Source organism: uncultured Ruthenibacterium sp. (assembly GCF_963558415.1).
GTDB lineage: Bacteria > Bacillota > Clostridia > Oscillospirales > Ruminococcaceae > Ruthenibacterium.
In genome coordinates this window covers 1-21,359 of record NZ_CAUWGY010000027.1, presented here as the reverse complement: position 1 = coordinate 21,359, position 21,359 = coordinate 1, and the positions used below count along the sequence as shown (strand labels likewise).

The window sequence follows — 21,359 nt, the reverse complement described above, 5'->3', positions numbered from 1 at the left end:
ATATTTTTCTTATTATAGCACAAATCAAGTACAATAAAACGTACAGTTAGTCTTCACATGTCTACATGCTTTGCTGTGTTCGGTTGTTTTGGGAAAACGGGTATGTTAAAATAAGAGCTGTTACAGAAATCGCCGCGTTTCGAGCTTATCCGACGGCTTTGCAGGGAGGGACAGAAATGAAAAATGGCAACACCATTCTTCGACGACATGGCGATATGTTCGTCGCGCTTTTGTCCCTCGGTGCGGCACTGGTAATCACCGGAATGTTGTTTTTGAGCAACAGTCTGGCACTGCGCAAGGTCACCGAAGAACGCACACAGAACTGGCTTTTGGACGTGTCCGACCAAGTGGCAACGCTGGTAGATGGACGAATTGCCCAGTCCATTGAAAACTTGACTCTTATCCGGGACAGCGCGGTCCTACTTTCTCCCGATGCCCTTCCAGAGTTCATTTCCCGCAAGTCGGCGGTATCCGGATTTGACTTATTGTATTTGGCAGAGAATGTTGAGGACGCCGAGAAATGGATCTGCGCTCACAGCAACTCGCTGCCGGGGGGCAACATGGTAGAGCCAGGCAAATCTCAACTAATCATGTCCCACTCACCGAAAATCGGCATCTATTATGCAGCGGGCGAGACCGCTGACGATCCGGTCATGCTGGGCACCAAAAATGCAGATTTACTCTCCAGCATGCTCTCCATTCAAAGCTTTAACGGCGAAGGCTCTACCCGAGTGGTCACCCGAGACGGGGTACTGCTGGCCGCTAGCAAGGACGACATTACTGACACCTTGCTGGACGAATGGCTGGCCGGTGAAGCCGATACAACAACCCAGTTTGAGCACATGGTCGCAGATATGCATCTCGGTCGCGCCGGAGCCGTCACCGTGGGAGAAAAATCACAGGCTATCATGGTGAGCTACATTCCCCTTTCCGTCAATGACTGGTACGTACTCACAGTGATTCCCGCCGATTTGCTGCAAAAGGAGATTGCGCCTCTGGTCCAGGGGAATCTGTGGCTGTCTGTTGCCATTGTGCTCATCTTCGGCGCTGTAATGCTCACTGTCATCCTGATACGCCGACGCTATCAGGCCAGTCTCGAGGATATGGTCTTTGTTGATCCACTGACTGGCGGGATGAGTGACGTTCGCTTTCGAAACGAAGCAGCACGGCTGTTGGAAAAAAGCAGCGACTATACCCTGATCTCCATCGATGTGCAGGGATTCAAGCTCATAAATAGCATCTACGGACCAAAGGAAGGCAACCTCACGCTGCGTCACATTTATAAAACGCTGCGAGACAGTCTGAGGCCGGGTGAACTACTCACACACGCCTCTGCGGACCTGTTTTATCTTTTATTGTCCGGGCAAGACCGATCGGAGATTGAACAACGCATGCTGGAAATCTTTGAAAAGGTCAATGCTTTCACCGCCGGACAGGAAAACCCCTATTATCTGGAACTCCGGTTCGGTGCCTACATCATCCAACCCGGCGAAACCGACGTACCCACCATTGAAGAGCGTAGCAGCACCGCCCGAAAAATTGGCGGAAAACTGCACGGTGGCTGCACCTTCTACAACGCAGAATGGCAGCGGATACAATTGGAGGAAAAAGAACTGGTGGACCGGTTGGAGCGCTCTTTGTGTGCCGGTGACTTCAAGGTATATTATCAACCCAAAGTGCGTCTTGAAGACCGCCTTATTTGCGGCGCCGAGGCGCTGATCCGCTGGCAACATCCTTCCCGGGGGCTCCTTTCGCCGGCAGTGTTCGTGCCGGTGTTTGAAAAATACCGGCTCATCCCCCGCATAGACCAGTTCATCTTTGAACAGGTCTGCCGAGATCTGGCACGCTGGCGGGAAGAAGGACGAGAGCTTTGTCCCATATCAGTAAATCTTTCGCGGCAGAATCTGGAGATTCCGGATTTTCTGGAGCGCTGCCAGCGCATCCGAGACAAATACGGCGTAGACCGTGGCCTGATTGAGTTTGAACTGACGGAAACCATCTTGCTGGACGATCCCGAAGGTGTATGCCGTCTGATTGACCGGATGCATGAGGCCGGATTTGGTTGTTCCATGGACGATTTCGGGTCCGGTTACTCGTCGCTCGGATTGCTCAACCAACTGAACGTGGACACCATCAAGCTGGATCGCAGCTTTTTCCTCAAAGACAACGACTCCAACCGCGGACGCCGCGTGGTGGAATCCATCCTCAAAATGGCAGGCAAGTTGCACATCACCACGGTGGCCGAAGGCGTGGAAAACACCGCTCAGGTGGAATATCTGCGGCACTCCGCCTGCGACATCGTGCAGGGGTTTGTATTCTTCCGCCCAATGACCGTAGAAGAGTTTGAAACGGCGGTCTGGGCGGATGATCGGCTGCGCTGTGCCGACTCTGAGTCCTTACCACCTATTCGAGAGGATTCAACGCACCGTACAGATGATAAAAGCGCCGGAAATATCGTTACCTTCAGCTACTGGCCAAACACCGGCAATCTCTGCTTTTCCGTTCCCTTCGCCCACCTTATGAAAGGCGTGACCGAATTCCCAAACGGGTCCGCTTTTCTGCGCACATCGGGCATACTTAACGAGAACGATGTGGAAGATTTTCTGGAGATGCTGGACCGCTGCGTACGGGGCGAAAAGCCCTGGCTGGAAGGAGCATTTCGGGTATGCGTTTCCGACAGCGGCTACGACTGGATGGAACTTCATGTACATCGGGAGGACACACCGGACGGTCCTGCGGTTCAGGGCGTTTTGGTGAACACCAGGCCCTGGCGCAATGAACTGGACCGCTGGAAAGAACGGGCCAACCGCGACGGCCTGACCGGATTGTACAACCGGGTCTACTTTGAGAAGGTGGTGCAGAAACGACTGACCGACAGCAAAAACTGCTGCGGAGCGCTCATCTTTATCGACGTGGACGATTTTAAGAAGGTCAACGACGCACTGGGTCACCTTGCCGGCGATGACATCCTGCGCAGCACCGCGCGACGCATTCTGAGTGTGTTCCTCCGACGTGGTGGCCCGGTATGGTGGCGACGAGTTTGTGGTATTTGTCTCCAACACAAGTCGCGAAGCGCTGGAAAGCCGGCTGGACCAGCTCTGTGCTATGTTCCACAATCCTTATTACAAAGGGGAGATACGCTACGAAGTCATGGGCAGCATCGGCGCGGCCCTGTATCCGGAAGGCGGTAAAGACTATTACACACTTTTGGCCCATGCGGACGCGGCCCTCTATGAAGCCAAACGCCTCGGCAAGAACCAGTATCAACTTTACCGGTCGGACCGTTGCCCCGCCGATTCTGCGGCTACGGAATGAGACATTAAAAAAGCGCAAAGCCTGTGCAAACAGAGCTTTGCGCTTTTTTGTTCCTATTGGACGGTCGATTCGCTCAGGGCAGGGCTTTTAGCGCCGCTTTTGCCCGATGATATTCCCGTTCCACAGCGGGCATCTGAGTCTCGGCGGCCGCGATTTGACCTGCTCTCAGATCTTCTACCAGAGCGCTTACTTGTCGGCTGAGCTCTTGCAGACTCAGATTTCCGCACACTCCTTTCAGAGTGTGGGCCGCCTCGAAGGCCGCCTTTTCATCGCCGCGAGCCATGGCTTCGCACAGACGGGAAAAGTTTTCGTCCTGCCCAAAGCGAGCCAGAAATTTCAGCAGCAGCGCTTCATTGCCTAAAAAACGGCGCATTGCGTCCTCTATGTCCACACCGGCTTCGGCCAGACAGCGACGGGTTGTTTCATCCATGAGTGGCTCGCCTCCTCTTTTTATACAGTTGCCGCAGCCGGGGCTCCTCTACGCGGAAACACTCCAGCATGCGGGGATTGAATATTCCACACTCTCCGTTCAAGATCATTTCAGTGGCCCGGTCGAAAGAGATTGGCTTTTTATAACAGCGTTCACTGACCAGCGCATCGTAGACGTCTGCTAGAGAGACCACCTGGGTCCAGATGGCAATTTCGTCTCCCTTGAGCCCTTCCGGATAGCCGCCGCCATCCCACCGCTCGTGGTGGTGCAGGGCAATGTCGTAGGCATAACGGTAAGCGGAATGCTCCCGCATCTGCGGGATGCGCGACAAAAGCTGCGCGCCTTGGGTAGTGTGCGTCTTCATCAAGTTGTACTCGTCGGGGGTGAGACGGCCTCGTTTGTTCAAAATGGCGTCGGGAATGGAAATTTTGCCCACATCGTGGGTGACGGCGCCCATACCGATGAGGCGTATCTCACTGTCCGAAAGGCCCTCACCCAGCGATGTTTCACCTAATAACAAGCAGGTGATGTCGTGGATGCGGCGGACATGCTCACCCGATTCGTCGCTTCGGAATTCGATGGCGATGGAAAGCGCCTCCACCATACCCATACTCATTTCGGCCAGTTGCTCAGCCTGGAACAAAAGCTGGTCTCTCTGACGCTCCACCTCTGCTCCCAGAAGTTGCCGGGCCGCGAACAGTTCCACCACAGACTGCACTCGCCGGCGCACCACAAAAGGCACCACCGGTTTGGCGATCACGTCCATGACCCCTAGATCGTAGGCCTTTTGCATGGTGTCGTTGCCAGGGTCGGCGGTGATGAGGAACACTGGCACCACCGACGTGAGCCTGCGCTCGCTCAAAATGCGCAATAACTGGATGCCGTCGAGCCGGGGCATCACCACATCCAGCAGGATGGCACTCAGAGGACGGTCGGTCCGCTCAATCAGTTCCAGTGCCTGCTGGCCGTCTTCTGCTTCGAGAATATCGTAGTCCGTCTGGAAAATATTTGCCAGAATGGCACGGTTCAGTTCCTCATCGTCCACAATGAGGAGCGCTTTTTTCTCTGCGGCGCTCACGTTTCCATCTCCTTGCCAGTTTTGTCCTTGGGAATACGGGTAAATTTCTTTCCCTGCTCCCGCTGTGAAATCATCCGCTGCATAATCTTGCTGAGGGTATCCGCATCCACGGGTTTCGGAATATGGCCATTCATACCCGCCCGCGTAGTACGGTCGATGTCCTCAGAAAAGACATTGGCTGTGACGGCGATGATCGGCACATCAGCAGCATCCGCCCGGGGCAGGGCCCGGATGGCACGGGCAGCCTCGCATCCGTCCATCTCGGGCATCTGCATATCCATTAAAATAACGTCAATTGCATCTTCTGGCTGGGCCAGAAAAGCCTGCACCGCACGGGCACCGTTGTCAGCAGAAATGACCCGGGCCCCCATCTGTTCCAGAAGAGCTGTGGTGATCTCCCGATTGATCTCGTTGTCCTCCGCCACCAGCACACACCTACCTTGCCAGCAAAACGGAGTGCTTTCGCTTTTCTCCTCGGCACTCGCATCTGCGGCAGGGGCAAAAGGCAGCGTCACAGTGAAGCGGGTACCCTCGCCCAGCTTGCTCTCCACTGAAATTTCTCCGCTCATCTGCTGCACAAGAATCTTGACAATGGACATGCCCAACCCACTCCCCAGCACCGGGTGAGCAGAGAAGGCGGTCTCCCGGGAGTAAGGATCAAACAGATGTTTTTGGAACTCTTCGGACATCCCAATGCCAGTGTCCTCCACAATCAGTTGATACTTACTGTTGTGGCGGAAGCGGAACTGCCGAGCTTCCAGGCGAATGGTGTCAGAGGGATTTGTATACTTGGCTGCATTGGACAGAAGATTGTTCAGCACTTGACTAATCTTCTTCTCATCGCCCAGGACCTCGTTCTGCTCGAACTGAATGGACACCTCGAAATTCTTACCTTCCTCTCGCAATTGATCCCGGAAAAGATCAGCAGTGTCCGTGAGCAGGCGGCACAGGTCCATGGGTTTCTGATCCAAGCTGCCTTTGCCCGCCTCCATGCGAGAGAGTTCCAGAATGTCGTTGACCAAATCCAGCAGTTGGTTGCCTGCGAAAGATATTTTGCCCAAGTAGTCCCGGGTCTGATCTGTGTCGCCCTCCTCCAGATTTCGTTGCGCCAGATTGCAGCAACCGAGAATCGCGTTAAGAGGGGTGCGCATATCGTGGGACATACGGCTGAAGAACTCCGAACGATCCTTTGCGCTTTTGCGGGCAGTATCCAGCGCGGCCTGCAGTACCGCGGTGTGTTGCTGGCCGCGCTTTTTCTCGTCGTCTACATCGCGGAAGCAGAGAATGACCTCATCGGGGGCCAGCTTCTCGTTGTAGAGCGAGCGGATGTTCACCCAGCGGTACTCGTTGCCGAACTTTCTCTGGAAGTCCCCGCCGTAGTCGGCGATGCCCTGATGCACCCGCTGGCGCATGTTTTCGATGGAGAAGCTGGTCTCCACCGCCTGGAAAGTGCTGGGCCGAACCACCTCGCTCATGGTCTCCATTAGCAGAGAATAGTCGCCCCGCGCAGGCAACACGCCTTCCATGGACTCATGGAGTTTGAATGCCTCGTAACTCTCATTTCTCAAATCCACCCGGTAGATGGCATAGAAGGAGTCGCCCAGCAGCCGGGCGGTCCGATTGGCGATGTGCATACTGCGGCTGTGGAGAAGATCCTGCACGGTAAAGAAGGCCAATAGCAAAAACAGTCCCAGAGCAATGGCCCCCATAAACACTACCAGTGTATTGGTCTCCCCCATCAGGATATCGCTCACCGGCGTTGTGATGATGACCGTCCAACCGTTTTCCATACGGTAGTAGTACAGGCTGCGGGGCACGCCATTCGGATCGTTGAAAAAGCTGTCGTAATCGATGAGGGACCCGTCCTCGATACCAGCCAGCATATAATAGGCAAAGCTCTGCAGTTGCTCGGCGTCTTTCTCCCAGATGGTGCTGGCATAGAGCAGACCACCGTTTCGGTCACACAGATAATAAGAAAATTTCTCCGGAAGGGTGTGAATGGTGGTGTGCATCTGAGGGTCCTGAACGAATACATCCATGGCCAGCACGTTTCCCTCGCCCTCCAGCGCAACGGAAATGGTGAAAATCTTTTCTCCCGTGATGGCGTCGGTGTACACCTCGCCGCACACCAGTTCGCCGTCGGCCTGGATGGCCTCAGTGTACCATTCGGACTGACGAAAATCGAAATCGTCGTCCCCCTCCCACGGATTAGCGGCCACAATGCCGCCGTCCACCACGGCGTAGATGTCAATCAGGCCTTCGCCGATGGTGTCAGCCAGCTTGCGGAAATAGCCCTCCAACCATTGCTGTACCTGCTCCGGGTCACCGCCGTCCGTCACGATTTCATCCACATACTGACTGGCGATCTGCACACTGGTCTCCAAGTTCTCGATGTTCATTTCTTCTTCGATGGCGTAGCTCTGCACCAGCGCCATACCAAAATCCTGGGCGTTTTGCAGCAGCTTACTGCGCACCAGCGCTATGGTGATCGCCAACAGCGCTGCAACGAACACCAGCAGTGAACCGCTCAGAACAAGATTTGTCCAGTGATGTTCCCTGCGCATTTTCATTTTTTCGCCCCCTGTGCGATGTTAATTCCGCTCGCCCGCGCGGGCAACATCCCGCTGCATCTGCTGATAAAAGACCGCTTTGTCCTCGTACATTTTTCGGTCCATCTCCTGAAAAAACAGTTCCGAGTCCCCTGTTCCCAATTCGATTCGAGCCACACCCGCGGCAAGGGAAATGGGGTTTGCGGCGCCTTCGGTGCGGTTGTACTGATGCAGACAGCGGTCAAGACGTTGACGGAACATTTGCACCTGTTCGAAGCCGTCGTCCATCATCAGCACCACAAATTCGTCGCCGCCGTAGCGCACCGCAGCGATCGTTTTGTCGCTCGCGGCCTCCAGTAACATACGGGCAACGGCCCTCAAAACGCGGTCGCCCTCCTGGTGGCCGAACGTGTCATTGATTGTCTTGAAGCTGTTTACATCCAACAGAATGCCTGTCAGCGTAGCTTTCTTTTTCTGATTGCGGAGGTAGTGCAGCAGGAAGCTTCGGTTGTAAAGATTGGTCAGTGAATCCCGGAAGGTCAGTTCGCTTTGCAAACTGATGTACAAGCTGGTGAGTCCCAGCGCCGCCGCTACCCAGATAAAGGACAAACCGTAAAAAATCAACTGAAGAGCGACGCCCATGTAAACCGGCAGCAGAAATGCACTTACCGGCATGTAAACATAGCGACCGATGTGTCGCTGCCGCAGTTTGATGAGCAGCGTTCCGCCGGCGAGATAGCCCAGGGTGACCACATAGGGGAACCAAGAAAGCGGTCCGCGGTAATAGACATTGGCATCGGTGATGCCGAAATACACATCGACAAAAAGGTTAGCCGCCGACAGCACCATCACAGACACAGCAGGCAGAATCGCCAGCCGGCGCCAACGCCGTCCGAGACGGCTGTTGAGGCAGCACATCCAAAGATAGGCCGGCAGCGCGCCCACCATGAACAACAGCACATTGCAAGCAAGAGCCGCGGTTCGCGCACCGGGAAAGCGCCGGCCATCCAACACAAAACCAGCTATTTCCAGAAGGCACAGCAACAGGCACAACCGACAGATCCAGGCAAAGATTTTGCCGTCAGCCAGTTGTGCAGGTCGGTGACGACGCTGTCCTGTTAACAGCATCACCATCAAACACACACCCAGACCATTGGCGATCAGTACCGCCGGCAGGTCAACAGAGGATGCGGTGTAGTCGAAAAAGGCAGGCACACGATCCCCCCTTATGAAATGGTTTCTGCCCGGCGCTTGCCCGGCAAAAACGTTGGTTTACAGATAAAATCTAATATCATTATATATGTTGGAGTTTTGATTTGTAAAGGTAAAGCCGGCGCAGGAAAGGGCCGAGCGGGCCTTTTGGAGACCGGCATACGCGCACTGTCATGAAAGCATTTTTGACTGAATCCGTAAAGAAAAAGCCCGGGCCAGTTTTTTCAAAAAACGGCCCGGGAAATTGCGGATACCAAGTCCTCGATTGGCATCGCGTCAGCCGTGATACTCCCCGTTGTACTGGATGAGGGTGGCATCCTGCACCCCGTTCACGGCGCGCAGACGCTCCAGAAAGAGAGGGTCGTATTTTTTGAAGAACAGTTCCACCGCCATTTCGGTGGAGTCCTTGCGGGCGGTCTGAGACTTGATGAAATACTTTATCTTGCCGAAGGAACGGACAATGTTCTCCATCGTCTCCTCGCCGGTGTAGTGGATGACCGCGATATAGATGCGGCCTTTGAGCTGATGCTTTTGGAAGAGGGCAATCAGCAGGATCATGATGACTGCTGCCGCCACCACCAGTACATACATTTGAGCACCGGCGGCAATGCCGGTGGTTATGGCCCAGGTACAAAAGGTCCAGCGGGTCCTTGACCGCGGTGCGGAAACGCACGATGGACAACGCACCCACCATACCGAGAGAAATCACGATGTTGGTGCTAATCGCCAAGGTGACCATGGCAGTGAGCACAGTCATACCCACCAAGGTGATGGCGAAGCTGCGGCAATAGATAACACCCACATAAAACTTGCTATAGACCAGATAGATCAGCGCACCCGCCAACAGGGCCGTTAGCAAGCCGATGGATATCTCCAGGATTGTGGCCTGATCAAAGGCACCGGACTCCAGAATGGATTTTTTGATAAAGTCTTGAACGCTCATTTCACACGCTCCTAATTATCGAACCAATAGTGTTCAAAATCGTTTTGATAGGCAGTTTTTTCATAACACAACACATATTTGGACACAGCCGTGAATTCCGAAGCCCGGTCGGGAAGCACCTGCCGCACAAAGTCTGGCAAAAACTCCGTGAACTTCACTTCCATGACGCATTTGCCCGGCTCTAACACCGGCAGACCCGGCAGGGTGGGATCGAAGATGTCGAAGCTTCCCACCGCCGCACGCACATCCGTATCGAAGGTGATGCGCACGGTGCCCGCGTCCACGATCCAGGGCTGACGCTCATAATCAACGATGGTGCGCGGACGCATCACGTTGCTGATGCACTCGTAGTAGAACTCTTGACACAGAGGCTGATCACTGGCCAGCAAAAAGGCGTAGTCACCGTCCAGAATCTGATAGACCTGCTGACGAGTCAGCCGGGCGGATTCCTTATAGATGTAGCTACCGGTCTTCTTTTTGCGCTCCAGCTTAATGCTGCGGTCAGAGTAGTCATAGATACGGATGCGGTATTTCTTTCGCAGCAAAATACCGGCATCCTTTTCCGAATAGGCAGAATGGAAATAGTCCTCAAAATACAGACTGCGCAGGGTGTAGCCTCCGTTCGCCGCATGAGGATCCAGTTGCATCACTGGCCCAAGGCGGCTGCATATGGCCTCTTTCTGAGCCGTGTCAATGAGGTATTTCCACTCGTGACGGTACCGCTCAGCTTTCCTCATAAACGTCCTCCGTGATGGTGCCGTCCTGGCTTACATAGAAGCATTTGACACCATATACCTTACCAGTCTCAATGACGTAGTAATCAAAGGCGTATTGCTCATATCCGCTGGCATTGGTGGCGGTCACACGCACAAAGTACTGCCCGGCGGGCAACGGCTCGCCCCTGTATTCCGGCAACAATAGCCCCTTCTCGCGGACAAGAGGATTGGCAAAGGTGTAATCCGAGGCCAGCTCAAAAGTGTAGGTGACGGTTTCGCCGTCGAAGTCATAGGCGGGGTCCCACTGGTAGACCATTTGGCCTTCTTCTTTGCGCGGCACGCCAATGTAGAAGGGCATAGGCTTTTTGAAGGACTCCTTGTAAGATTGGTAGTTGGTCTCTATTTCGCTGCTCAGTGCGGCAGCCACGTCGTCGTACTGACTCTGGGTGAGAGGGGCGTACTGAATGTCAGGCATCCGATAGAGATAGGGCTTCACGATGGCACTGTACTCTGCCGCCATAGCGTCGATGCGCTGAGGCGTCAGATAGGCCCGCAAGTCCTCGACCGCCTGGTCCAGCGCCGTGCGGAATTTCTCGGTCTTTAGAGCCCGCTGGAACAACACGTTGCCCCAATAGTTGCTCACGCCGTCCTCCCAGCCAAGGCCGTCCGAACGGTCGGAAAGCGCGTACTCCCCGCGCTTGAGCATAGCGTCGTTGTCCCAGGAATAAAAGTACCACTTATTGGAGTTAAGGGGGCTGTAAATGTAAACGTTGCGGCTCTGGGTGTCCCGGTTGCCCATCAGAAGATGGAAGGCCATCCAGTAGGCCATATTCTCAATATCGAAGTACTCCTCCAGCACATCCTCTGCCGATTGGGTGTAGTCGTTCACCGCCTCCAGCATCTGAATGAGCTTGGTGTGGTCGTCGTCGCCCTTCACCTCCAGCAATTCCTCGAAGGCGTCCAAATCGTAGAGAGGATCGTCCGCCATGCGGATGACATCCTCGTAGCGGTAGAACTCAAAAAAGTTTATCTTGTAAAGATGACCGTTTTTGTCCAGCCCATGGGCCTTCAAAGCCGTCTTGTTCAACTGCTCGACCTGAGTGTAAAGGCCGTAGTCCACAAACTGGCCGCTGCCGCCGGCGGTGGTGTCCTTCACATACAGGTGCACAAAGGTGGTGCGCAGGCCCATCATCTCATCGATGCCCGCCATCAGGTCGTAGGCCATTTTGTTGCGAAAGCGCAGGCCGTCGCTTTGATGCTTGTTCAAGGCGATGGTGGTCTGGCCGTTCCACTCCCCTTTGTTGTCCTTCACACTGATCTTGTAGTTTTTCTGAGCCAGCGAACTGGAGGTCTGGCCGCGGATCTGCACCGTGCAGTTGGGCGCCGACTGGCCAAAGCCCAGCTCACCGGGCAGAGGCCCGTTCTCGTCCCCCACCTGAATCAGTCCTGCCACTTGGTAGCGGTCCACCCCCATCTCTTCGTAGTCATAGACGGAATAGGTGTTGATCTCCTGCCAAGTGTGGTCGGTGTTTTCGGCAGCGTTTCCAGTGGACACCGTCAGGTACATTGTGACCACCTCGCTGGGGTCATGTCCCTCGTAGAGCAGGCTTTTGTCCCGCAGATGCATCTCGTCCAGGGTGGTGGCTTCCTCCTTTACCACCGAACTACTTTCCCCTACCGCCTCGCTCTGGGACGCGGACGAAGCCGGCGCGCTCGCAGTGCAGCCAGAAAGCGAAAACACCAAAGCAGCAGCCAACACAAAACTTAGTGCTCGTTTTGCCCTCATTCGCTTCTCTCCTCTCCTAAATGTTGTTCCAGCCAGCTCTCGGCTCTTTTTCCAGGGCCGTGAGCCTTCTCCTCTACCAGCGGCTGCACGCAGAGGATGTAGTAAGGCAGACGCTTGATATAATAATTCAGCCGCACCAGCGCCATCACCAGAAAGAGCAATGATGCCAGCAGAAAGCCGAATCCGTAGTACACCGACGGAAAAAACAGCGAGATCACCGAAAACCCCACCGACCCGGCGGCAAAGGCGGCTGTCGCTCGCAAAGCTCCCCTGTAATCGATGAAATACAGCAGGATCAGCATGAGCATGTTTCCAATAGCATACAAGCCATAGCCCACGCACAAAGTGCGGAAGTAACCCTTCATCACCTCGTTGAAACCCAGGGGCATAAGGTCCAATAAATACCCGCCCAGCGAGATGGCCAAAGCGGAGAACAGCAACTGCTTGAGAGAGGTGTAAAAGAGCTCGCTTTTCAGCACTTCCAGCATCTCTTTTTCCGCCTGCAAAATGTCACGGCCGGTGCCCTTGTCGCTGTAAAGACTATTGTAGTTGCGGTATTTTGGATAAAAGTTTACTTCCACTGACACCACGAAGTTCACCGTAGTGATGAGGATGGTCAGAAAAGCCAGCAGCGCCGGGATGTCGTGGTAGGGTGCGCCAAAAAACAGTCCCTTCACCCGCACACCCACCTCGCTGGCCCACATGATGACCAGATGGGAGAACAATCCCATGTTCGTGAAAAAACCGATCCAAGCCAGGGCGGGATATTTATCCATCCATTCCAGGAAGGCAAATGCCGGCGCTTCCGAGCGGGGAAAATGGCGGCAGAGCAGCACCACGTCCCAAACGGCCTTGAGCCCATAGCCCGCAGATACCGCCAGCAGCAACGACTCGATGGCTGGCCCGCCTGCCGCCACCAGCACAAAGCCCAGCACCAGCGCTAGACCGATGGCTGCGAAAAAGGAACGGAACATATTGCGGTAGTCCTTGATGGCAGTGAGGTAGCTCATGGCGTTCCACACCAGCACCAACTCCTGGAACAGTATGAACAAAAGCACGCCCTGTACAAAGGTGGCCCCGGAAAACAACAGGAACACGCCCCACAAAATGCCGCCCACTGCCAGCATCAGCAGCGAGGATCCCCAGAAGGATGGCAGCACCCGGTCGTTTTGTTCCTCGAACAGCATGTCGGCGGTAAAGCGAGTGACCACCATGGACAAAAAGGAGGTCACCGTCACCGAGGCCAGCAGCACATAGGTGATCATGCAGACCAGCAGTTCCCGGTCAAAGGTGGAAACACGCCCCAAAACGCAAATGGCCATCAATCCCAGCAGCAGTACAATGCCCAGTAGCATGGGACCGGTGGTGATAACGGTAGCGTAGCCGAAGGCTCGCAGCGAGGCCAGCACACCGGTGCGTTTAAACAGTTTCTTCAATTCGAAGCCGATGCCGGCCAAGTTCCTCCACCTCCTCGTAGAGCGCACAATATTTTGAGAGCATAATGTTATAACGGAAATAGGTGGAAGCCCGAAGCTGTCCGCGCTGACCCATCTCCAGCCGCATTTTGCGAGAGGCGGCCATCTTCTCCCGCTGCATGGGAGGTACAAAGTAGCCGGCGCGGCCAAACTCATCCGGCGGAACGCCCAAAATCAGTTCACTGCAGGAGCCCACGTCGGTGGTGACCACCGGCAGCCCCGCCGCAAAAGACTCCAGTACCGACAGAGGCTGCCCCTCCGACAAAGAGGACAGCATCGTGAAATCCAGCTTTTCAAAATATTCCACCACGTCCACGCGTCCGGGCACCAGCACTTTCTCTTGAAGGCCTAGCTGATCGATGAGGGCAAAGCACTCGTCGGCGTATTCCTGGTCGTCCACACCGCCCAAGATGTGCAACCGCACATTGTCCATCCGGCTGCACAGTTCATAGAAGGCATAGATCATGGTCTTGATATCCTTGATGGGAGCAAAGCGCACCACCGCACCGATATCTACGATGCCGTTCTCCTCCTTGCGGGGGATTGTGCAAAAGTTTTCGTAACTGATGCCATTGGCGATGACCAAGCATTTTTCCCGGGCAGCACCCATGTCAATTTGCATTTCCATGGCCCCCTGATAGAGGCTGGTGATGCGCCAGGCGCGCGTGTAGATGAGCGAGGAGAGCATGTAGAAAAAGCGGATCCAATGCTGTTTAAAGGCCTTGCCCACCCACCGGGCGCCGATGATCTCCTCCTCCCGCTCGCGGGTGTAGATGCCGTGTTCAGTGAGCAACAGAGGCTTTCTGTAAAGATGGGCCCCCAGGCAGGCCAGCAGCCCGCCGTAACCGGTACAGATGGCGTGGTAGCAGTCCGCCCGGGGCACCTCCACCCCAAGCAGATATAAGACCGGCAGAAGCCGGGAGCGGGTGGAGTGGAAGGCGTCCGCATAAGCGATGTACGGATAATTTCGCTCCAGACTCTCCTCGAACTCCCGCAGAAAGGCCTCGCTTTTCAAGTAGGCCATGGGGTCAATACGCCGCACCTGATACATGGAAAAAAGCAGGTCCCAGTCCGGGTTGCCGGAGCCGATGAGCTCTTCCAGAGCCCGGGTCTCGGCGGGGGTAAAGGCGTGATCCATCACACCGTCGCCCTTAAGGCGCAGCGCGTCGTCCAAAAAGACCTGATGCACCTCCGTCACATTGGGAGGCAACTGATAGACGAATTTGTCTTTGTCCTCCCGCTTGGCAGCAATGACCCACAGCACGAACTCGTGCTGCGGCATTTCGGTTATGTACTGGTGCATCCAAGTGGAAACACCGCCGTTTACGTAGGGATAACATCCCTCAAGCACCAAACAGATGCGCATAAGCGTAAGAGCCGCCTTTCTATGCAAATGTTACAGTCACGTCAGGCTGGTCCGCCCGCAGAAGATAAAGGGTATCAGTGAGCTGTTCCAGCGTTCCGCCCTCTACTTCTCGAGGGACATCATCGTTAAAGCGCATCATCAAATGCGCTTCGTCAGCAAAGTTGCCCAGATGGATTTTGAGCGTCTTGCCGCTCATTTCGGTGGAAACAGTGAGGCTGGCATAGCGCTGCACGGCCGCTGCCATCTCGCTGCCAGTGAAGTTGCGAATGTTGGGCGCGGCGGTGTAGAGCCAGTCTAAATACTCCGTGAAGCGAGTCTTCAGCTCTTCCCAGCCCAGCTCCGCGCCCCGTTCCGGGTCCAACGCATCGTCGGGGTGAGTAAAGTGGCTGTTGACGTAGTGGAAGTTCAGTTCCGAAAGGGCCGCCAGCTTCATGTAATCTTCTAAGTTGCAGCCGGAGATGATACGGGGCTGGCTCACCACTCCGTTTTCGCCCACGTCGAACTCCTGCGTGCAGTAAAAATCCAAATCGCTCGACTCAAAATAGATGCCGGAGATGGATCGGATTTGGGGATACTCCCGGATGAGGAATGACTGCCCTCCTTCGGACATGATGTTGGATGGGGGCACATACACCGACATCTCCACTCCCGGGAACAATTCATCGCACAGTTCCAAGAGCGTATCCAGCGCGCTGGCCATAGCGTCTTCACTCTGCCAGGTTTTGTAGTCATAGACTCCGTTGTAATCGCAGTCGTCCAGACACAGGGGCTGGTGGTTGTAGCCGTGGTATCCAATCTCGCCGCCCATGCGCAGCAGCATGTTGCCGAAGTTCAAAAAGGTCTCTTTATCCGGCGGGTCGGCAGTGGTGCCATCCACCCGGTCGTCATAGCACAAAATGGCAAGACCGGTGTACTGGAGACCGTAGCGGTCGGCCAGATTCATCATGTCCGGCCACCAAATGTTCACATAGAAATCCCGCGTGGAAGTACCGTAGTCCCGCCAAATGTACTCGTTGCTGCCCGAGGGGATTTGGGAGGGAAAGTCATCCAGATAAAAGCAGGAGGCGTTGATCACCGGATAGACAGTGACAGGGGTCAGCAGGCTGTAAGATGCGGCATAGATTCCCCTCATCTCCTTGGTGTAGATACCAAAGTTATCCAGCACGAAGCGGCCGTTGCCGTAGCGGCTCTCCCACACCAGCGGCAGTTTCCGGTCGTCGTCGGTGTATGCATGTATCTTCACTTGGTCCGACTCGGCCACCCGCACAACGAGAGCGGAATCCCAAGCGTCGGTGATGGCAAAGCCCTGACCACCGCCGGCCATAAAGTTTTCGGTCACATAGATGGAGTCCACCAGAGCATAATCGTAGGAGGATTCCACGATGCCAAACTTTTGCTCCATCACCGAAAAGTAAGGCTCCTTGGAAAGAGTCATGGGCAGCAGTGCACCGCCCCCATCCAGAACCCACTGATTCAACTCGGTAAGCTTTTCGCCCAAATCCGAAAGATTGCTGAGCAGCAGCACCGTTGTTTTATAGCCTTTGAAAGACCAGGTGTCGGTGCGGGAAAGGTCCACTGTGTCGTGACCCACCTTCATATCGGTGAGGATGACTTCGAACTCCTCCAGCGCCATGCGGCTGTCGGCGCGTTCGCTGTTGTACAGCAACAGACAGTCCTGTGGCATCTTTTCCAGCGCCTCGGCCTTGGAAAAGGTGGATTCGGAAGGCAGAAGGGACAGCGAAAGGGTGTTGTATTGATAACGGATGCCGCTTCGCTCCACAAACAGAATGACCGCCATGGCAACAAACACCAGGGCAATGGCCGCAAGGCCCTTGTATTCAAAAGAGGCAAATTTTGCCTTCAGTCTTTCCAAAATGCGATCACCTCTTTTACCTTGGCGGTGAGATACAGATCTTTTTCCTCCAGCCGGTGCAACAGCGCCTGCAACTCCTCGCCCCGCTCCAAATCCGCCAAGTACTGAATTTTCTCAATGAGGAACTCCTCGTTGCGGGGCCAAAACCGCATGGCTTTCTCCATGCAGGAGGCAGCCGCGGTATAGTTTTTCAGCTCCATGTTGTTGCGGATGCAGCGCAAATAGTCCTCGGCGACGGCAGGGCCAAGCCCCATCTTTTTCTGGATGAGGACATCGAACAAGTTGCGGTTCATCCGCTCTACCTGGCCCTGCATCAGACCTTGCTCCAAGCAGCGCCACAAAAACTCACAGTAAGCCGTCAGCAACTCTGGATCGTCTGGATTTTGGGTATACTTCTGCTCCAGCTCCCAGAGAGTCTGGTCGTTTTCCTTTGCAATCTGCACCATGGCGGTAACGGCGTAGTGCACCACCTCAGTGTCATCGTTGTTGCCGGCCATCTTCAAAAATTCCACATAGGCCTTGGGGTTGTCGTTCAAAATATCCATGATGAGAGCCCGGCGCTCCTTGGGGGTATTTACAATCAGCGCCTCCTCCATGGAAACAGTGGACCCGGAAACGCGGCTCTCATCCCGCTGGATGCCCTTGTAGAGCTCCGAGTCCACCTGGAACTTCTCCACTCCAACCTCGCTGCGGTCGGTCTGCTTGAACAGGATCTGAAAATGCAACACCAACACCAGTACTTCGCCCCAAAAGGGCACTAGAAGAGCCACCAGTGCCATCAGCCGGCGCACCTTCAGCACCCCGGCCCGAATTCCGATATAAATTAGGGCACAGCAAAGCAGATGCAGTAGCATCAGAACCCAAAAGACGATTTCGTACCAAAACATATTGTTTCGTTCCCTCTGCTCAGTCAATGGTTTTGCGTGGGGCAGACGTTCACCGCCGCCCACCCAGCAGCGGACCCAGAAGGTCCGTAAGGCGTTTTTTGCTCTTTGCAGCCCTGGCCCGGCGGGTCGCCACAGACCGGTGTGCCAGCGGCCCGGTCGGCTTTTTGGCCGCCGAGGCCTTCGGTGTTTTGGGAGGCGGTGTTTGCGGCGTTTTTTCTTTTGCCGGCTCTGCGAGCAAAGCCTGTCGGGAGGGTTCTTGGGCGGCGGGCTCTGCCTGCTCATCCGGCAGGTCCGGCACCTGCGCCACCTGCGCCGAAAGGCCCAGTCTTTCAAAGCGAGGCAAGATAAATTTCAGGTCCTCGTTCCCCGCCTGAGACAAAAGCAGCCAAACACTGCCATCCTCCAAAAGACCTGCCACGTCGTTGGTTCGTACACACCGGGAAAGCAATGTGCCCAACTCCTCCTTGGAACGGTCGCCGGCGTCCACCTTCAACTGCAAAAACTGAAAGACCCGGCGCTCTTCCATCTCCCGAAAGACATGCAGCGAATTGCGGAAGGTAGAAGCGTTTTGCAGAATGGTGTGGCCCACATACTGCTGGTCATGCATGGCGCGGCTGTAATCGTGGGCGCGGATGAAGGACATCTGGGTCAAATCGCATAAAATGCGGAACAGGTTCACGTAATACAGCGAGCGCTGGTGTGTCTGCGCACTCCAGATAAAGATGAGCAGCAGAGGCTTGTCGTCCTGACTGATGCCGCACGCAAACATGGGCATGTGCGGCAGAAAATGAACGTTGCGCCATACCTCGCCCTGGTTCAGCACCTCCATTACTGGAGCGTAAGTGTCCAGTGAGATGGAGCGGGAAACGTCGTGCATAATGCTGCGGGACGCCACTTCCAACCGGGCGAAACCACTGTCTTTGCTCACCGAATAGACACTGAGCGTCTTGTTTTCCAAAATGCTCTCAAAGCTATCCACAATTTTAAGATACAGTTCCCGGGCATCCACCGTGTTTAGTTGGCGGGTGATGTCGAAAATCTTTCCGAAGCTGTCTTTCGAGCCGATGATCTGTTTTTTGAGATCTTGCTTTTCCCGGAAGGTGTCTTCGTAAATCTGGCGGGTAAAGGTCAACTTTGCCTCTAGCAACCGGTTCTCCTCCGTGGTAAAACGGATCTGGTCATCTTTTTTCAGCTTTACATAGCCACAGATGGCTCCCACCAAGAAGAAAAAGATAAAGGTAAGCCAGTTGGTGGGCTCATAAAACAGGGTCATCCAACTAGTACCGTCCATCACCTTTGCCGCAATCCAGGAAAAGGAACAAAGAGCGGCAGCGCCCATGCCGTAGGGCAAGCCGTAGAGGGTGGCGATGATGACGATGTACGCCAAGCGGAAATCCACCAGAGAGAAAAACAACGCCGAATCGGTGATCTGCACCAAAAATTCGCACAGGAGGAACAGAAGCACTGTCTCCGCGATGCGCAGCGGAGCAGAGTGTTTTCCGAAAAGAGCCATCAGCTTTTTCCAGAGAGAACCGTCGGTTCCCAAGCTTTCCTGATAGGCGCTGTATTCGTCCGGCAAATCGGTCAACAAAGAGATGGCGGCGAACCAACTGTATTGTTGCTTGAGCGCAGTGTTTTTTAGTTCCAGACGTTTGGGCGGATTTTTTCCGGTGAAATCGAAAGTCACGCCCGGCGCCAACGGCGCCAGTTCTTTGCACAACTGGCCAAAGGTGATATGAAAATCGTCGTTCACCGTAAGGATTCCCTCGCCCGGCGCCCAGGAATCGACCAGACGCACGATCAAAGCGGACAAATCGCTCAAGGAGAGAAAGTGCATTTCAGAGGATTCGCTCTCCCTCAGCCGAACCGTGCGGTGAGTGCGCATCTGCTCAAACAAATCATACAAAAAATCGTCCTTGGCAGCGCCATTGTAAAGGTATGGAATGCGCACAATCTTAAGGTTAATATGATTTTGTCTTGCCCAGAAAAGGCAGACGTTCTCCTTAGCAGCGGCGATGATACCTCGGTCGCTGGATTCGTCAAAAGCCGCGTCCAGCGAGGAGAGATAGAGAAACTTGGTTTCGCTGGCCAGGTATTTGCCGGCCTTCATCACCTGACGCAGCGTCTCGGTATCGCTGGGGGCGATGGTGTCGTAAGTCAGCTCATTGGAAAAATAGACGATGAAGTCAAAATCGTATGTCCCGAGAATGGCCTTGTAGTTGGGCGTTTCTACGTCGTAGACCTTCACGCCACGGCCCAGGTGCATTGCGCATTTTCCGATGACAGAAATGTGGGCACCGGGGAAACTGTCCTCCAGGAACTGCGGGGTGACATAGCGCAGATTGCCCATCAGCAACACTTTTTTCGGCGGCAGCGCGTAGGGGTCGATGTGCAGTGCCCGGGAGGAGATCAGGTTGCTGCGGATGTCTTCCAACTGACGATGATCCGCCACTCGAATCAGACACTGGATCAGCAGCGGATCGAACACGCCGCACATACCGTTGGAGATCATCTCCAACGCTACGTCCCGGGACAGCGCTTTTTTATAGCTGCGCTCGGTGGTAATCGCCTCATAGGCATCTGCAATGGAGACGATTTGCGCCCAGATGGGGATATCGTCTCCCTTCAGTCCTTGGGGATAGCCCGTGCCGTCAAAGCGCTCGTGATGGAACAGGCACACATCCATCGCGTAGGCTTTGGTCTGCGGATCCAGTGTGTCGCCAAAGCGCTCGAGCATCTCCCAACCGAAGGTCGTATGCTTTTTTACAATATCGTATTCAACAGGAGTCAAAACGCCCTTTTTCTCCAGAATGGCCTTGGGAACACGAGATTTTCCAATATCATGCAGGCAGGAGGCCAGTGCGATTTGTCTGATTTTTTCCTCATCCAGGTCGTAGCGGTCGGTCTGCCTGACCAGTTCCCGGGCGATTAGTTCTGTCAAAACTTTTACATAGCAGATGTGGTGGCCGCTCTCGCCATTGAGCGTTTCGGGCATTTTGGCAGCAGAGATCTTTGTGTAGGCAAAGGATACCTCACCATCAGTCTCTTTCATTGTCAGAGCGTCGTATTCAATGGACATAGACAATCTCCTCTATACAAAAAAAAGCCGCAACAAAATTTGTTGCGGCCAGTCAACCATGCAGAAATTTCTGTTTAGGCACTAAGGCTTTGCGTCCACGGGTTTACCCGTGTTTGCCAATATTTATATCCGTTTAGTATTATTCATGATAGCATAAAATGGAGAAACTGTGAAGCATTTGCGCGCTGGGCAAAGTGACGTTTTTACCGGCTTTGTTTCAGCGCATATTACAATACTTTCCACAAAATCAGCGCCCGGTCCTCCCCTTCCACTTCCTCGTTGGCCAATCGAATAGCGGGTTGACCGGTCATGGGGTCCACGATCACCAAGCGCAAAGCGGCACAGCCGTCGGTTCCACGCAGATTCGTATGAGGCAAAACCGTCGTGGTCTGCACACTCTCGCCGGGCAACAACTGGGACAGCGTCAAATCGACCTGCGCTTGCTGCATCACCTGGCCCGCCTCATCCACTGCCTGCAAATAAACCGGCCAGTCGGCATACACAGGCGCCACACCGCTGTTCTCCCAGTTCAATGTTACCTCTACCCCATCCAGCAGTTTGGGAGAGATTTCTGCCTCGGAAATCCAAATCCGGTAATAGGAATAGGTAAGAGACAACCACAGCGTAACCTGTTTGGTGCTCTTTTCCCC

Annotated in this window: 14 protein-coding genes, 1 pseudogene and 1 riboswitch; of the genes and pseudogenes, 2 read left to right on the top strand and 13 right to left on the bottom strand. The window is 54.6% G+C overall.

Annotation, left to right across the window (positions count from 1 at the left end; all coding sequences use genetic code 11):
* Positions 1–65 precede the first annotated feature (65 nt).
* A pseudogene (locus AB5H98_RS06555) lies at positions 66–3,233 on the top strand (EAL domain-containing protein); the annotation flags it as partial.
* A 155-nt stretch (positions 3,234–3,388) separates the two neighbouring features.
* Here the strand turns inward: AB5H98_RS06555 and AB5H98_RS06550 are convergent.
* From AB5H98_RS06550 to AB5H98_RS06530, 5 genes are all read right to left on the bottom strand, one after another.
* A complete protein-coding gene (locus AB5H98_RS06550) occupies positions 3,389–3,745 on the bottom strand; it encodes an Hpt domain-containing protein (RefSeq protein ID WP_367925113.1) in 357 nt (118 codons plus the stop codon).
* Positions 3,738–4,823 carry an HD-GYP domain-containing protein gene (locus AB5H98_RS06545; protein ID WP_367925112.1) on the bottom strand — a complete coding sequence of 362 codons (1,086 nt, stop codon included), beginning with the start codon at positions 4,821–4,823 and terminating at the stop codon, positions 3,738–3,740. The genes AB5H98_RS06550 and AB5H98_RS06545 overlap by 8 nt, the downstream gene beginning before the upstream one ends.
* The gene (locus AB5H98_RS06540; RefSeq protein WP_367925111.1) at positions 4,820–7,393 is read right to left on the bottom strand and encodes an ATP-binding protein; all 2,574 of its coding nucleotides are present in this window, start codon (positions 7,391–7,393) and stop codon (positions 4,820–4,822) included. Before AB5H98_RS06540 ends, AB5H98_RS06545 begins: the two co-directional genes overlap by 4 nt.
* Before the next feature lie 21 nt (positions 7,394–7,414).
* Positions 7,415–8,587: a diguanylate cyclase gene (locus AB5H98_RS06535; protein ID WP_367925110.1), complete on the bottom strand. Its 1,173-nt coding sequence runs from the start codon at positions 8,585–8,587 to the stop codon at positions 7,415–7,417.
* 273 nt (positions 8,588–8,860) lie between these two features.
* Positions 8,861–9,175 carry a hypothetical protein gene (locus AB5H98_RS06530; protein WP_367925109.1) on the bottom strand — a complete coding sequence of 105 codons (315 nt, stop codon included), beginning with the start codon at positions 9,173–9,175 and terminating at the stop codon, positions 8,861–8,863.
* A gap of 68 nt (positions 9,176–9,243) precedes the next feature.
* Here AB5H98_RS06530 and AB5H98_RS06525 point away from each other — a divergent pair, with 68 nt between their 5' ends.
* The gene (locus AB5H98_RS06525) at positions 9,244–9,375 is read left to right on the top strand and encodes a hypothetical protein (protein ID WP_367925108.1); all 132 of its coding nucleotides are present in this window, start codon (positions 9,244–9,246) and stop codon (positions 9,373–9,375) included.
* A gap of 163 nt (positions 9,376–9,538) precedes the next feature.
* Here the strand turns inward: AB5H98_RS06525 and AB5H98_RS06520 are convergent, their stop codons facing one another.
* The 8 genes from AB5H98_RS06520 to AB5H98_RS06485 all read right to left on the bottom strand — a co-directional run.
* Positions 9,539–10,264: a polyphosphate polymerase domain-containing protein gene (locus tag AB5H98_RS06520; RefSeq protein ID WP_367925107.1), complete on the bottom strand. Its 726-nt coding sequence runs from the start codon at positions 10,262–10,264 to the stop codon at positions 9,539–9,541.
* Positions 10,251–12,029: a CotH kinase family protein gene (locus tag AB5H98_RS06515; RefSeq protein ID WP_367925106.1), complete on the bottom strand. Its 1,779-nt coding sequence runs from the start codon at positions 12,027–12,029 to the stop codon at positions 10,251–10,253. The genes AB5H98_RS06520 and AB5H98_RS06515 overlap by 14 nt, the downstream gene beginning before the upstream one ends.
* The gene (pelG, locus tag AB5H98_RS06510) at positions 12,026–13,486 is read right to left on the bottom strand and encodes an exopolysaccharide Pel transporter PelG (RefSeq protein ID WP_367925105.1); all 1,461 of its coding nucleotides are present in this window, start codon (positions 13,484–13,486) and stop codon (positions 12,026–12,028) included. Before pelG ends, AB5H98_RS06515 begins: the two co-directional genes overlap by 4 nt.
* The gene (gene pelF / locus AB5H98_RS06505; protein ID WP_367925104.1) at positions 13,449–14,870 is read right to left on the bottom strand and encodes a GT4 family glycosyltransferase PelF; all 1,422 of its coding nucleotides are present in this window, start codon (positions 14,868–14,870) and stop codon (positions 13,449–13,451) included. Before pelF ends, pelG begins: the two co-directional genes overlap by 38 nt.
* Before the next feature lie 19 nt (positions 14,871–14,889).
* Positions 14,890–16,743 carry a DUF2194 domain-containing protein gene (locus AB5H98_RS06500; RefSeq protein WP_367925103.1) on the bottom strand — a complete coding sequence of 618 codons (1,854 nt, stop codon included), beginning with the start codon at positions 16,741–16,743 and terminating at the stop codon, positions 14,890–14,892.
* Positions 16,731–17,630, bottom strand: coding sequence for a hypothetical protein (locus AB5H98_RS06495; protein ID WP_367925102.1), 900 nt, complete (start codon positions 17,628–17,630; stop codon positions 16,731–16,733). Before AB5H98_RS06495 ends, AB5H98_RS06500 begins: the two co-directional genes overlap by 13 nt.
* Before the next feature lie 49 nt (positions 17,631–17,679).
* Positions 17,680–20,709: an HD-GYP domain-containing protein gene (locus tag AB5H98_RS06490; protein ID WP_367925101.1), complete on the bottom strand. Its 3,030-nt coding sequence runs from the start codon at positions 20,707–20,709 to the stop codon at positions 17,680–17,682.
* Between the two features lie 40 nt (positions 20,710–20,749).
* A riboswitch (cyclic di-GMP riboswitch) is annotated at positions 20,750–20,837 on the bottom strand.
* Between the two features lie 99 nt (positions 20,838–20,936).
* Positions 20,937–21,359, bottom strand: a 423-nt coding sequence (locus AB5H98_RS06485; RefSeq protein WP_367925100.1) for a DUF4832 domain-containing protein, incomplete at its 5' end; no start/stop codon positions are given.